Below are 13,848 nucleotides of genomic sequence, written 5' to 3' on the forward strand. Positions count from 1 at the left end.
GAAAGGTGATTCGATGGAAGAGATTGTTTTAGTAAGTATCGCAGTTATTTTTGTAGTAGGTATATTTTCGCAATGGCTTGCTTGGCGGATACAATGGCCTTCCATTGTTATCATGTCCATTGCCGGCCTACTGCTGGGACCTATTTTTGGTTTGTTCAACCCACAGGAAGCGTTGGGCGATCTATACAGCCCATTAATTTCATTAGCCGTTGCCATCGTTTTATTTGAAGGCAGCTCCAGTCTTGATATCCGTGAGATAAAAGGAATATCCAAATCGGTCTTCCGTATTGTAACAGGCGGAGCATTCATTGCCTGGATTGCTGGTGCACTTGCCGCCCATTTCATCGCCGGCTTAAGTTTGGAAATTTCCTTTATTATCGGCGGTTTATTTGTCGTAACAGGGCCAACTGTCATTATTCCATTATTGCGGAATGCAAAATTAAAACCAAGGATAGCAGCTGTTCTTAAATGGGAAGGTATTATTGTCGATCCCTTTGGTCCATTACTCGCACTATTTGCCTATGAAGTCATTAAAGTCCTGACGACCGATACACTGCATTTCGATTATATGCTGCATTTCTTTTTCAACGCATTCATTGCCGTCATTTTTGGTTATGTGATCGGCATGATTGTCAGCATTATGGTCAGCAAGGGAGTCTTCCCGGAATATTTAAAATCTCCCATTATACTCGCATTTGTGCTGCTTTGTTTTACCATGGCAGAGGTTGTCATGCATGAAACAGGCATGCTCGCTGTCACAGTAATGGGATTGACACTCGCCCGAACGAAACGCTATGTAACATCAATCGGTAATGTCAGTCATTTTGTTGAAAATATATCGGTAATGCTTACATCAACTATCTTTATCTTGCTTACGGCTTCCCTCTCAAGGGAGACGATTGCCGAAATTTTCACATTGCCAATTATCGGATTCGTGCTTGTCATGCTTTTTATTGTGCGACCGTTATCTATCTGGATCGCAACGATTGGTACCGAGCTCACGAAGGCGGAAAAAACGCTTGTCAGTTGGGTGGCGCCAAGAGGGGTTGTTGCCCTGACCGTTTCTGGATACTTTGCAGCAATTCTTCTTGATGATGGTCATGAAGGTGCCGAAATGCTTACAACATTAACATTTGCACTCGTATTTATAACCGTATGCGCCCATGGTTTCACCTTGAGCCCAATCGCTAAAAAACTCGAACTTGCCAACAATGCGCCACCAGGGATTCTGATTATCGGATCAAGCAGCTTTTCTATTGCACTTGCCGATTACTTGCGAAAACTTGATATCCCTGTTTTAATCAGTGATACGTCTGAAGGAAGATTACGTGGTGCGGCTGATAAAGATATTCCAACCTATCACGGACAGATTCTCGCTGAACATGCCGAGTTTGAGGTTGACCTCACACCATATGAAACGATTCTTTCCATGACAGGTGATAATGCTTATAACGCACTGGTCAGTCAATCCTATGCACCGGAGTTCGGTTACAATAATACCTTTTCGCTTCCAAGCGGTAACATAAACAAGGACGATCCGGACGGTATAACGATTTCACTGCGAGCACATCTGTTATTTGCGGAGGATGCCATTTTTACAGAATTAAATCGAAAAATAAATACCAACTATTCGATACAATCGATAAACATCCAGGAAAAAAATAAAATAGTAAAGGACACGATTCCAGAGGATGTCACACCATTATTGATTGTAAAAGAAAACAAAACCATTCAGGTTATTACATTAAGGAAAAAATTTGTGCTTGATGTGGGGGATAAGCTTGTGGTTTTGAAGAAAGTTCAGGATTAAACAGGAAATGATTTGAGTGAAAAAGGAAGCCATTCGCTGTTTTAGGACAAAAGAATGGCTTCCTTTTCAATGCCTGAACCCTCTTAGTACAAAACGGTTATTTTATCGTGAATAGTTGACTCATCACAATCATGTCGAAAAAGTATGACTGCATATCCAAGAATACTTTTTGTTTCAGGTAGTAGACTCATTGTCACAATAGTAAAAATGCAATGGGCGTTACGATCACTATTGTCAGGATCGTTCGTTCCACCCAAATAACGAGTAATTTCGGAATACTAACTGGTATTTCCGTCGATAAAATACAAGGAACCAGCGCGGAAAAAAATATGATGGCTGAAACGGATAAGACAGCGACCACAAATTTAGTGACAAGAGCAGCGTTCGTTACTAGCAATGCCGGTAAAAACATTTCAGCTATCTCAATTGCTGATGCTTTTGCAGCGAGTAATGGCTCCGGCAATTGAACCAGCCATGTAAACGGAAGGAAAATGTACCCAAGTATATCAAATACAGGTGTATACGTTGCTAAAACCAGCCCAAGTAACCCAACTGATAATATAGACGGCAATATCGCTGCTGTCATAATGATTCCGTCCTTCAAATTCAGCAGTACATTTTTCAAAAGCGGTAAAGCACTTTCAGAAGCCTCCATCCCTTGCTTCCAGGCCTCCTTGAAGCGATTTCCTTTCACCTTTTGTTCTGGTAATCCTTCACCATCATAGTATTCATCGCTCATTTTATTTAGCGGCCAAATCCGAACGGTGATAGCGGTTACAAGAAAAGTTACTACTAATGTTACCCAAAAATAAGTGTTCCATATATCCATTAACCCCAACGTTTTTGCAACGACAATCATAAATGTTGCGGAAACAGTCGAAAATCCTGTTGCAATTATGGTTGCTTCTTTTATTGTATATTTTCCTTCTTTAAATACTTTGTTCGTAATTAGTAACCCAATCGAATAACTGCCAACGAATGATGCAACAGCGTCAATTGCGGAGCGTCCAGGTGTTTTCCAGACCGGGCGCATAATAGGCTGCACCAGTACCCCGATAAATTCAAGAAATCCATACCCTACCAATAGTGCAAGGAATACTGCACCAATCGGAACTAATATCCCCACGGAAGTAACCAGACTGTCAAATAGGAATGGACCCATGTCCGGATCGAACAACCAACTCGGTCCAAAATCGAATACAAGCATAAATGCTACACCCATACCAATAATCTTAAAAATGGATAAACCTATGTTTACAGCGTCTTTGTTCCATGTTTTATTAATGAACGGATATATTGCACCAAAAATGATTACAAGCAAGATGTAATATGGAATGATTGAAGGGACAGTTTCTTCAACAAATGTTACCATGTGATCTAATGGAATGGTTGAAGTCCCATTTAATGTAATAGGTATAAAAAAAGTAAATGCACCAATGGAACTGTAAATCAGAAATTTTAGGATATTTTTCCCGTTCGTACTCTCATTTTTGAGCGCAACACGTTGAGGATTTTCCATTGTAAAACCTCCCGATTCAAATTTGGTTTTCACTGCAGCTGTTTTTCTAAAACTACTGGATTCCCTCCTTTAACTACAGTATCAATGTGGTTCATTCCATATTTGTACGACAGCATTAAATAGTTTGGCACGTTAAAAATGGCGATATCTGCTTTTTTACCTGCCTCCAGACTTCCTACACTATCAGGACAACCAATTGCATGAGCGGCATTAATGGTCGTTGCTGTAAGAACTTCCTCAGGTGTCATGCCCATTTTCAAACAGCCCAAATTCATAATAAATTGCAGCGATAACGTTGGTGATGAACCAGGGTTTGCGTCTGTCGATAATGCAACAGGGACGCCGTTATCTATCATTTTTCTTGCCTGCGCAAACTCTGCCATTAGAAAAAATGCTGTACCTGGTAGCAGGACGCCTATCACGCCACGTTCTGCCATCTGTTTAATTCCTTCATCAGATGCCTTTAGCAAATGATCAGCTGAAATCGCCCCAACTTCTGTTGCTAATTCAGCACCTCCATAAGGCTCAATTTCATCAGCATGTATTTTAGGTATCAGACCGTGTGCCTTACCGGCATTTAATATTCTGCGTGATTGTTCCGGTGTAAACACACCACGCTCACAAAACACATCATTAAATGTTGCAAGCCCTTTTCTCGCAACTTCTGGAATCATTTCATTTACAACTCGGTCAACAAAAGTATCCGGAGTATCTCTCTCATCAACTGGAACTGCATGGGCACCCATAAAAGTAGAAACGATATCAACTGGATGATCTTCATTTAGCTTTTTTGCAACCTCCAGCTGTTTTAACTCATGCTCCAATGACAGGCCATAACCGCTTTTTGCTTCTACCGTTGTGACACCATATTCTAAAAAGGTGTCTAAACGCTGCTTCGATTCTTCATACAACTGATCAAAGCTGGCTTGCTTTGTTGCTTTTGTTGTCGCATGAATACCGCCCCCGGCATTCATAATTTCCATGTACGACTTGCCTTTAAGGCGCATGGCATATTCGCTTTCTCTGGTTCCTGCATGAACAAGGTGTGTATGTGGGTCAATAAGACCTGGTGTTACAATTTTATTAGTTGCATCAATATGTTCAGCTTCTGCGATTAATTCTTGATAATCTTGCACAATAGCCTCATGTTTCGCTGCTGCTAAAATTTTCCCATCTTTTGCAAGCAGACTTCCATTTTCAATGACATTCAGTTGACTCATATCGTCTTTTTTCGCCGGTTTATCTGAATGGCCTTTCATCGTAATTAATTGTGCAGCATTTTTTACAAATACCAGTTGTGACATTTCATCTTACTCTCCTTTATTACGTAACATTGGGATATGAACCCCTTTTTCACGTGCTGTTTTTTCCGCAAGTTCGTATCCTGCATCAACGTGCCTTGCTACACCCATTCCGGGATCCGTTGTGAGAACTCTTTCCAAACGTTCCTCCGCTTCCTTTGTTCCATCCGCAACAATTACCATCCCAGCATGAAGGGAATATCCCATTCCGACACCACCGCCATGATGGACACTAACCCAGCTGGCACCGCCAACACTATTAATAAGAGCATTTAATATTGGCCAATCAGCAACAGCATCACTACCGTCCTTCATTGCTTCTGTCTCCCGATTCGGGGATGCAACAGAACCAGAGTCCAAATGGTCCCGGCCAATTACAATTGGTGCTTTTAATTCTCCGCTCGCTACCATATCGTTAATAATTTTGCCGAAACGGGCACGCTCCCCATATCCAAGCCAGCAAATTCTGGATGGTAAGCCTTGAAAACTGACTTTTTCACGTGCCATACGGATCCATTTACAAAGAGACTCGTTGTAGCTAAATTCTCTTAATATCGCTTCATCCGTTTTATAGATGTCTTCCGGATCACCCGATAGTGCTACCCAACGAAATGGGCCTTTCCCTTCACAAAACTGTGGTCGGATATATGCAGGTACAAAGCCTGGGAAATCAAATGCATTTTCGACACCTTCATCTTTCGCAACCTGACGTATGTTGTTGCCATAATCAAATGTCACCGCATTCTTCTGTTGCATTTTAAGCATAGCTCTTACATGGCGGGCTATACTCTGCTTTGATAATTTTAGGTATTTATCCGGATCGTTTTTCCGCAAATCTTCCGCTTCTTCTAATGTCATACCTGTTGGCACATAACCATTAAGCGGATCATGCGATGATGTCTGATCGGTTAATACATCTGGAATAAATCCTTTATCAATCATTTTCGGAAGTAAGTCGGCAGCATTTCCTAATAATCCAATAGAAAGTGCTTCACCCCGTTCACGTGCTTCTTCTGCCAGTTTAATAGCTTCATCTAAGTTGTCAGTATACGTATCCAGGTATTTTGTTTCCAGCCGGCGGTTAATTCGATGCTGATCTGCTTCAATCGCAATACAAACGCCTTCATTCAAGGTAACTGCTAATGGCTGCGCTCCACCCATACCACCAAGTCCGGCAGTTACCGTAATGGTGCCTTGCAAACTACCGTCAAAATGCTGTCGTGCACATTCCGCAAATGTTTCGTATGTTCCTTGCAATATCCCTTGACTTCCAATGTAAATCCAGCTCCCAGCCGTCATCTGTCCGTACATCATTAAACCTTTCTTATCCAATTCATTAAAATGTTCCCAATTTGCCCATGCAGGTACGAGGTTGGAATTAGCAATCAAAACCTTTGGCGCATCTTTATGAGTACGAAAGACGGCAACCGGTTTTCCTGATTGAACTAATAGTGTTTCATTATCTTCAAGTACTTTTAACTCTCTAACAATCGCATCGTAACAACCCCAATTTCTGGCGGCTTTTCCAATTCCGCCATACACCACTAATTCATCAGGATTTTCTGCAACGTCTGCATGAAGATTATTATTCAGCATACGTAAAGCTGCTTCCTGCAACCACCCTTTTGTATGAAGCTCAGTTCCGCGATATTGTTTAACCTTGTTTTTTTCTTTTATAGTCATCCAAACATCTCCCTTTCTTAGTCGTTATATCATTGCCAGCTTTTCCTTAAGACTAAAACTTTTCATAGTTTCCGCTACCAAATAAGCAGCAAGACGTACTGTCTTATCATTCTCATCTACATTCGGATTAACCTCAGATATATCAAAACTGATGGTATTTTTTTTTGCTGCAATGTACTTTAATAAACGCTTTACAATCTTCGGGTCTAATCCTAGTGGTGATGGAGCACTTACACCTGGTGCTGCTGAAGATATGATGGAATCAGTACATAAGGTCATGATAATGGAATCATATTTTTTTATGAATTCATCGATTTTCTCGTACGTATTTTGAATGTTATTCAGATTGATATCTTCTTCAAGGACGTATTGACAGCCAAAATCCTTCGCAGCTTGAAACAGTGATCTGGTGTTGCCAAATTCTTGAATACCCAGGCACAAATACCCTGCCTTAACATCTTGCTCTAATATTTGTCTGAACATTGTTCCCGATGAGGGCAATTTATCACTCCGTAAATCGAAATGTGCATCAATATTCACAATACCTATTGTTTTATCAGCTGAAAAATATTCCCTCACCCCCAAATAATGCCCGTAAAATGTTTCATGCCCTCCACCTAGAATGATTGGTGTTTTATGATGGAGCAATAGACTATAAACCTTTTTACCGAGTTCCTCCTGAGCCTTTTCCAATTGGTCGTCTTCACAAATAACGTTTCCATAATCAATTGTTTCCATATTTCGGTTGAGATTGTACGGTAACTTTGCCAGATGTTTTCTTATCTCATCCGGTGCTAAGCTTGCCCCAGCCCTTCCTTTATTTCTTCTTACACCTTCATCACTTGCAAAACCTATAAATCCGAACGCGGATTCACTTTGTTTTAACTTATCAATATTTTGGAGTTTAATCACTTGGTGAAAACGATAATCGGACGCATTATCACTATCAATTCTTCCACTCCAAAGATCTCCGTTTGCTAATCTATAAATAGTTAATCACCCTCGCCCACCGTAAATTCAGAATTTATTCTCTTTATTTAAAATTATAGTTAGTCTATACTATAAATACAAATACATATTTATTATATTTCGATAGTTTTTGACTATAGGAGGAAAAGTATGGATATAAAACAATTGCAATATTTTGTTGCTATCGTGGATCAGTCAACCTTTACGAAGGCTGCTAATACACTTCATATTTCACAGCCCTCATTAAGTGCTGCAATCAAAAAGCTGGAAATGGAAGCTGGCTTTCCTTTGTTTGATAGGGCTTCCAGAAATATAGGAATTACAAAAGAGGGAAAAATATTATATCAGGAAGCAAAGAAACTACTGAGACATTATGAAACTGTATCCGATGAAATGCTTCGCTTAAGAGAAGAAGGCCCGCTGGAACTGTCAATCGGGCTTATTGAATCCTCCATGTTTTTTGTACCAAAAATCTTAACTGTTTTTAAACGAGAATTTTCAAATGTTCGTATTAGTTTACTTGAAACATTAAGTCTGAGTGATGTGGAAAAGGCATTGAATAATTTCAATATTCACTTAGCCATTACAAACCAATATATTCAAAATGAGGATATCGAAACAATACCAATTTATAAGGAAAATTTAGTTGCACTTCTTCCTCTTGGTCATTACTTAGAAAACAAGGATTATCTGCAAATAAAAGATTTGGAAGGAGAAGTTTTTATCGTCAGCAAGGAGGGTTTCCAAACAAGAAAAGACATTTTGAATGCGTTCAAGAAATCTGGTATTAATCCGAATATTCAATTTGAGATTGAACGATTTGAAACGGGTTGCAGTTTAGTGGAAAATAATTTGGGAATCACCATCGTTCCGGAAAATTATGTTCGATATGCTAAAAAACATGAATGTAGTATTAAACCAATTGACAATTCTAATATCTCAAGAACGGTTTATATTGCATATGATAAAAACCGATATCTATCACCATTAGTTATGCGTTTTATATTATTAATCAGGAGTTTTTTTGAAAATGAGATTAATCGGGAAAAACTTTAACAGATTTTTGAAAGCTTTTTAAAGATACCATTTGTGTTTAGCTATTTTCAGAGTTTGTTTCGAGTAAACTAAAATTAAAAAACAAATGATAAAAGCCCGCCACCAAAATCTCCCGGCAACAGGCTTCCGTTCATTACAGCTTAATCCGCTCCCTATACCTATCAATCAACCGCTGATTATGCTCATCTGCTCCCTCAATGTTTCCACTTAAAAATACTGGTGGTGTAAAGCCATTTTCAGCCATCAATTTAATCGATTCCGCAAAAATGGCATTTAGGATTGCTGCGCCTATTACCGTGGAGCTTGGTGAAAAGTTTACATCCACCTTGTCATGTGATAAAAGTGCATCGCCGACTGGTGCATGATTGTTAATAACCAGGTCCACAGCGTCATATAAATGGTCACCACTGCTATGGCGTGAGGCTTGGCTTGATGAATAGGCAATCGATGTAATCCCAATCACATAAGCACCTTGCTTTTTGGCCATACGTGCAACATCTACTGGAACAGGGTTTCTTCCTGATGTCGAAATAACAATCATGACATCCCCTTCTCGAATATCCTGTTCTTCCATAAATAGCTTAGCATAATCATTTTTTCGTTCGAATGAAGAGGAACGCACTGCACCTTCGTGAAGCATTAACGGTTCATGCAAGATAGGGTGAATTGGTACAAGACCACCTGCACGATAGTAAACTTCTTCCGTTAAAATATGGGAATGACCGCATCCAAACAGATGGATCACGCCACCAGCTTGAATGGCGTCTGCAACCTTTTGTGCTGCTTTATACATAGCATCATGTTCGTCTTTTTCAACAACCGCTAATAAATCCGTAATTTTGCTGAAGTAATGATCAATCATGATAACCCCTCCACTATTCTGATAATTTCCCTTACTTTAGCTGGGATTGTCTCCCCTGTTTCTTTGTCAATGGTTGAACCGAATATATGCGGCATAAAGAATTCAATGTTAATATCCTTTACACCCTCGATGATAGCTTTCATATTACCTGCATCGATTCCACCAGCAGGCTCAACACCACGAATCCCTTTTTTCGCTGCTAGTTTCGTTAAATAAATGAGTTCATCTATATGCTGTGTTCCTTTTACAGGCATCATCTTAATACTTTCTATTCCTAGACTTACTGCAATATCAATGAACTCATCGACTTGTAATACGTTACCTGAATTGGCTAAACGAACTTTTCCAACCTCGCCAGTTGGTTGAACAAGTGCATTTACCAATTGCTTTGAGTTATTTTTTCCATCTAAAAAACCTTTTGCATAGGCAGCTGTTTCAAATGGTTGGTTTAAATGCCCGGGCAGCGAAGCTGATGCAATATCCAATACTTTCTTCCAATTAGCTGTATTCCCTCCGCCACCAAGACCAATGCTTACCACTTTCGCAACCGATTTAAGCTCTTTTACCTTTTTTGCTGCTTCAGCAACCGAATTAAACTTATCAGAAACAATTCCTGGCACTACATATCCAGATCCAGCTTCCATAATGTCCGCTGCATTTGCAGCATCGCTTGCCAAAAAATTAAATAAAAATTTATCAAAAAGTTTTTCTTCCATCCTATACTCCACCTTTTCCAACATAGCATCTTTTTTACTGCAAAGGATTCTTACATGTTAATAAGCTTGACCATATTCTCTAAGGCAATGTCAACAATGTATTTTCCTTTTTCCTTCGTAGCGAGTTTTGCATCACCTAACACTGCTGTTTTGGTAAATTCCTCCCACGGTGTAGGCGTAACATCAGCATGCATTGGTATATCCGGTATATCCGTAATTGCTTTATCCATCTCAACATATTCAGGCGCTAAATAGAGCATATAAGAGGTTTCAATCTCACAAGCATGAAAATACGTACTATGAGCTGAATCCGTTTCCCGAACCTCCGCCGCAGCCTGATTCATACCAGGATAAAAGAAATAAAATACACGCATTTCTGGACATGTTTCGTATAAGGCACGGGCCGCTTCTTTTAGCGCGGTGCCATTTCCCAAATGTCCATTTACCATTGCAAATGTTGCGAATCCTTGTTTATAAAGGCTCTCCCCAATATCGACAAGCATATGAATGAGTGCATCATTACTTATATTGATACTACCTGGAAAGTTACGTAAACTCCATACTTGACCATATGGTAATGTTGGTAATTGCAAGCCATTTACACGTTCAGCCAACTTTGCTGATAATCGCTCCGCTAGTAAATTGTCTGTCCCTAATGGTAAATGGGGTCCGTGTGCTTCCACTGCCCCGATTGGTAAAATAGCTATTTTGGATTGATCGATCTTATCCTTTACTTCATACGAATTTTGATATTGAAATTCCATCTTGCTTCACCATCCAATCCGGTATAAGAAAATAATTATTTTTTAAACGTAAAGCAACGTGCAGGATTTTGGACGAAAAATTTATCAATTAATTTCCTGCCATCAAATCCATTTCGATCTGCTTCCTCAATAAAACGTGGAACCCATTTTCCAATAATATTTTCTAACCCCAACCCATAATCATAGTGCTTGTAATAAGATTTGCGGGCTGTATCACCACTAACCAGGATTTGATCTTCATAGCCTTTTTTAACTAGCTCTAATATACATTGAATTCGCGTACTTTCTGGCGCATATTTGATTTTGGAGATGCCATCAAAGGAAAGCAATGCCCCCGTTTGCGCTATCTTTTCATGGTAAAAAGGATCCGGATTGCGGTCCATATGACCAAAGCTGATATATTCCAGATTAACCCCTTCACTCTTTAAAAGTTCAACTTGTTCAAGCCCCATTGTACCGGCTTCCGTATGAGAATGTAACGGTGCCTTCGTTTCATGATGCGCTCTTGCTACTGCGCGTAATGTCTTTTCTTCTAATGGTGTTATTCTGTTGTAGCCCGTACCAAATTTCACTTGGCCGCCGCGGATATTGGTTCCTTCCAGTCCGTCTTCAATTTCCCGAATGACAAAATCAGCAAGCTCATTGATTGATTTTGCATCAATCCATTGATAATACGTGTTAAAATCGCCTGTTACTTTTTTAACATGTTCAGGTATGGGCGCATCCCACAAAAAACTTTTATTAAAACCTGCTGTTCCAATTATCGTAACGCCAGTTTCCTCAGCAATTTCTTTTACCGCCATTACATCACGACCGTAATCAACAGCGGTTGCATCAACAATTGCTTGTCCACCAAGGTTTTTGAAATCCTGTACATCAAGCTTGGATTTCTCTTTATCATCAAGCAGCAGATCGTCAGCCTTTTGCTCCACCCAATACGGCGGTCTGCATACAATATGTTCATGTGAATACGTGAAGCCCAACTTGGAAGGTTCAATGTCACCATGAAATGTCCGAATAAAACTCATTTGTTATCACTCCTAATAAAAATATCACTTTTTTATTAAATGGGAAAAAGGGGGAATATTTCTTTCCCCACTTAATTAGAAAAATAATTGTGCTAAGAATCGAATGATTGGTCCTAAGATAAACATATCGGAATCCGCGGCCCACATTGCCGTGTCTGGTACTGTATCAGGCAGAAGCATTTTAACCATAACGAACTGCCCCCATGCAACAACCGTAGCAGTAATGAATCCTCCCATTAATGCTCCTCTTACACCACCGGTCGCATTCCCAAATACACCAGCTGTTGCGGAGTGGAAGAACAAGACAATCATCGTTGGAACGAAGACATATCCAACTGTATTTCCTAACACAACGAGCCAGATTAAAGCACCAACAAATGAACCTAAGAAACCTAAAATAACCGCATTTGGTGCATACGGAAAAACAATTGGGCCATCCAGTGCCGGTTTTGCACCTGGCACGATCTTTGTTGCAATCCCTTTAAATGCAGGTACCATTTCACCAATAAACATCCGGACCCCTAGTAAAACGACTGCAATACCGGCAGCGAATGTAAACGATTGAATGATTGCATACACAATAAAGTTCTGATCCCCAGCTGCTGCAACTAATTCTTCTGCGCCTGGTGTATCTTTAAAGGAGATAATGATTGCACCGACTAAAAACAATAATCCCATCGTTAAAGCCGTAATAACGTTTGAATCCCTCAGAAAGTCCAAGCCCTTTGGCAGCTTGATTTTTTCGGAATCATTTTCTTTGTTTCCCAGCCATTTACCTGCAAAAGCACTTAACAATGCAACAGACGCCGATGTATGTCCGAGTGCAACGTTGTCATTCCCGGTAATCTTACGCATAAATGGTTGTGTTAACGCAGGCTGAATTGTCCAATAGATCCCCATGATTACTGCCAGAAAGATGACAAGCTTACCAAATGACACATCACCCGCTGCCTGAATGGTAACACCTGCAAAAATGGTTGCTGTCCAAAACATCATATGACCAGTTAAATAAATGAATTTTAATTTGGTAAAACGTGCCAATAATACGTTAATAACAAATCCAAGTGTCATTGCCAATGCAACAGCGCTGCCGTATTTTGCGTTGAACCCTTCCTGTCCCATGAAATCTCCAAGCGGTTCCGCTGAAAGATTGAATACTTCTTTCCATAGTGGTTCAAATATTGTTAACGCATCCGTGATGACACCTGAACCTGCACTAATAATTAAGAATCCAATAACGGCTTTAAACGTTCCGCTAATAACCTGGCTGGCATTTTTCTTCTGTAGCAACAATCCTAAAAGAACGATAAATCCCAGCAAGATGGCAGCTTGGCCAAAAATATTTGTGGCGATCCAAAAAATTGCATCCATTCCCGATTCCCTCCCCTAAAACATCTATTAACTTACCATGTTTTCATCGATAGCTTGGTTGATTTCATCCATATCAAAGTAATTATTAACGATGATTACTTTCGCACTGTGCTGTTGTAAGCTTTCCGCAAGCTCATTACTTGTAATGATATAATCCGCTTGCATACTTGAAGCTGTCGAAACATCGGTATGTTCAATATCCGCTTGAATTCCTTTTTCTCCAAGTGCTTGCTCCACATTCATTCGCAAAATTAAACTCGTTCCTTGTCCTAATCCACAAACTGTCAAAACTTTTATCATTGTTTATCGCTCCATTTCTAAGATGTTTTTTATATCTTCATAACTTGCAGCAGCAGTTAATTTATCAACGTTATGACGATCATTTAACAGACCTGTCAGTTCTTTCAATAACGTTAAATGTTCATCACTTGAGGACGCACCTAGACCAAACACAAGACGTACCGGATCGTTCGATGCATGTCCAAACACGACCGGTTTTTTTAATTGTACAAATGAAACAGAAGCTTCCTTTACCCCATCTTCCGGCCGAGCATGCGGAATAGCAATATGTGGGGCCAGTACAAAATAGGGGCCATTTTCTTGATACGCTTGTTTCATTGCTTCAATATATGTCTGTTCGACCAGCCCCTCCTGAAAAAGAAGACTCCCCGCAGCTTCAATTGCCTCTTTCGCGTCCGATACTTCAACCCCAACCTTTACAATACTTCGTTCTAAAAACCTCATCATACTCACACCTATCTTTATGTTG

General features: G+C 39.9%; 13 protein-coding genes. 2 read left to right on the forward strand and 11 right to left on the reverse strand.

The window, feature by feature from the left end; translation table 11 throughout:
- Window positions 1-13 precede the first annotated feature (13 nt).
- Window positions 14-1,810 carry a cation:proton antiporter gene (locus IEX12_RS10925; protein ID WP_188725147.1) on the forward strand — a complete coding sequence of 599 codons (1,797 nt, stop codon included), beginning with the start codon at window positions 14-16 and terminating at the stop codon, window positions 1,808-1,810.
- A gap of 193 nt (window positions 1,811-2,003) precedes the next feature.
- Here IEX12_RS10925 and IEX12_RS10930 read toward each other — a convergent pair whose 3' ends face one another.
- Genes IEX12_RS10930 through hutG form a run of 4 tightly spaced genes read right to left on the reverse strand, consistent with a single transcriptional unit; the run spans window position 2,004 to window position 7,303 of the window.
- On the reverse strand, window positions 2,004-3,329 hold the full coding sequence (locus IEX12_RS10930; protein ID WP_155554432.1) for a YjiH family protein: 1,326 nt from the start codon (window positions 3,327-3,329) through the stop codon (window positions 2,004-2,006).
- Between the two features lie 29 nt (window positions 3,330-3,358).
- A complete protein-coding gene (gene hutI, locus IEX12_RS10935) occupies window positions 3,359-4,633 on the reverse strand; it encodes an imidazolonepropionase (protein ID WP_188725148.1) in 1,275 nt (424 codons plus the stop codon).
- 6 nt (window positions 4,634-4,639) lie between these two features.
- Window positions 4,640-6,313, reverse strand: coding sequence for a urocanate hydratase (gene hutU, locus IEX12_RS10940; RefSeq protein WP_188725149.1), 1,674 nt, complete (start codon window positions 6,311-6,313; stop codon window positions 4,640-4,642).
- A gap of 24 nt (window positions 6,314-6,337) precedes the next feature.
- The gene (gene hutG / locus IEX12_RS10945) at window positions 6,338-7,303 is read right to left on the reverse strand and encodes a formimidoylglutamase (protein ID WP_088052691.1); all 966 of its coding nucleotides are present in this window, start codon (window positions 7,301-7,303) and stop codon (window positions 6,338-6,340) included.
- A gap of 129 nt (window positions 7,304-7,432) precedes the next feature.
- Here hutG and IEX12_RS10950 point away from each other — a divergent pair, with 129 nt between their 5' ends.
- Entirely contained in the window at window positions 7,433-8,338 is a 906-nt protein-coding gene (locus IEX12_RS10950; RefSeq protein WP_088052690.1) for a LysR family transcriptional regulator, read from the forward strand.
- Between the two features lie 133 nt (window positions 8,339-8,471).
- Here IEX12_RS10950 and IEX12_RS10955 read toward each other — a convergent pair whose 3' ends face one another.
- From IEX12_RS10955 to IEX12_RS10985, 7 genes are all read right to left on the reverse strand, one after another.
- On the reverse strand, window positions 8,472-9,200 hold the full coding sequence (locus tag IEX12_RS10955) for an SIS domain-containing protein (RefSeq protein WP_188725150.1): 729 nt from the start codon (window positions 9,198-9,200) through the stop codon (window positions 8,472-8,474).
- Complete coding sequence (locus tag IEX12_RS10960; RefSeq protein ID WP_188725151.1) at window positions 9,197-9,916, reverse strand: KDGP aldolase; 720 nt, start codon at window positions 9,914-9,916, stop codon at window positions 9,197-9,199. The genes IEX12_RS10955 and IEX12_RS10960 overlap by 4 nt, the downstream gene beginning before the upstream one ends.
- Before the next feature lie 50 nt (window positions 9,917-9,966).
- Window positions 9,967-10,680 (reverse strand): creatininase family protein, encoded by a 714-nt coding sequence (locus tag IEX12_RS10965; RefSeq protein WP_102414772.1) that lies wholly within the window; start codon window positions 10,678-10,680, stop codon window positions 9,967-9,969.
- Between the two features lie 35 nt (window positions 10,681-10,715).
- The gene (locus IEX12_RS10970) at window positions 10,716-11,708 is read right to left on the reverse strand and encodes a phosphotriesterase family protein (protein WP_088052686.1); all 993 of its coding nucleotides are present in this window, start codon (window positions 11,706-11,708) and stop codon (window positions 10,716-10,718) included.
- A gap of 75 nt (window positions 11,709-11,783) precedes the next feature.
- Window positions 11,784-13,079, reverse strand: a complete 1,296-nt coding sequence (ulaA, locus tag IEX12_RS10975; RefSeq protein ID WP_102414771.1) for a PTS ascorbate transporter subunit IIC — start codon at window positions 13,077-13,079, stop codon at window positions 11,784-11,786.
- 27 nt (window positions 13,080-13,106) lie between these two features.
- The gene (locus IEX12_RS10980; protein WP_088053545.1) at window positions 13,107-13,376 is read right to left on the reverse strand and encodes a PTS sugar transporter subunit IIB; all 270 of its coding nucleotides are present in this window, start codon (window positions 13,374-13,376) and stop codon (window positions 13,107-13,109) included.
- A 6-nt stretch (window positions 13,377-13,382) separates the two neighbouring features.
- Entirely contained in the window at window positions 13,383-13,823 is a 441-nt protein-coding gene (locus tag IEX12_RS10985) for a PTS sugar transporter subunit IIA (protein ID WP_088052684.1), read from the reverse strand.
- Window positions 13,824-13,848: the final 25 nt, after the last annotated feature.

The organism is Lentibacillus populi (assembly GCA_014642895.1).
GTDB lineage: Bacteria > Bacillota > Bacilli > Bacillales > Amphibacillaceae > Lentibacillus_C > Lentibacillus_C populi.

Excerpts from the sequence above, each read along its gene's own strand:
- IEX12_RS10925 (WP_188725147.1), top strand. The coding sequence starts at position 14 with ATGGAAGAGATTGTTTTAGTAAGTATCGCAGTTATTTTTGTAGTAGGT.
- IEX12_RS10930 (WP_155554432.1), bottom strand. The coding sequence starts at position 3,329 with ATGGAAAATCCTCAACGTGTTGCGCTCAAAAATGAGAGTACGAACGGG.
- hutI (WP_188725148.1), bottom strand. The coding sequence starts at position 4,633 with ATGTCACAACTGGTATTTGTAAAAAATGCTGCACAATTAATTACGATG.
- hutU (WP_188725149.1), bottom strand. The coding sequence starts at position 6,313 with ATGACTATAAAAGAAAAAAACAAGGTTAAACAATATCGCGGAACTGAG.
- IEX12_RS10950 (WP_088052690.1), top strand. The coding sequence starts at position 7,433 with ATGGATATAAAACAATTGCAATATTTTGTTGCTATCGTGGATCAGTCA.
- IEX12_RS10955 (WP_188725150.1), bottom strand. The coding sequence starts at position 9,200 with ATGATTGATCATTACTTCAGCAAAATTACGGATTTATTAGCGGTTGTT.
- IEX12_RS10960 (WP_188725151.1), bottom strand. The coding sequence starts at position 9,916 with ATGGAAGAAAAACTTTTTGATAAATTTTTATTTAATTTTTTGGCAAGC.
- IEX12_RS10965 (WP_102414772.1), bottom strand. The coding sequence starts at position 10,680 with ATGGAATTTCAATATCAAAATTCGTATGAAGTAAAGGATAAGATCGAT.
- IEX12_RS10970 (WP_088052686.1), bottom strand. The coding sequence starts at position 11,708 with ATGAGTTTTATTCGGACATTTCATGGTGACATTGAACCTTCCAAGTTG.
- ulaA (WP_102414771.1), bottom strand. The coding sequence starts at position 13,079 with ATGGATGCAATTTTTTGGATCGCCACAAATATTTTTGGCCAAGCTGCC.
- IEX12_RS10985 (WP_088052684.1), bottom strand. The coding sequence starts at position 13,823 with ATGAGGTTTTTAGAACGAAGTATTGTAAAGGTTGGGGTTGAAGTATCG.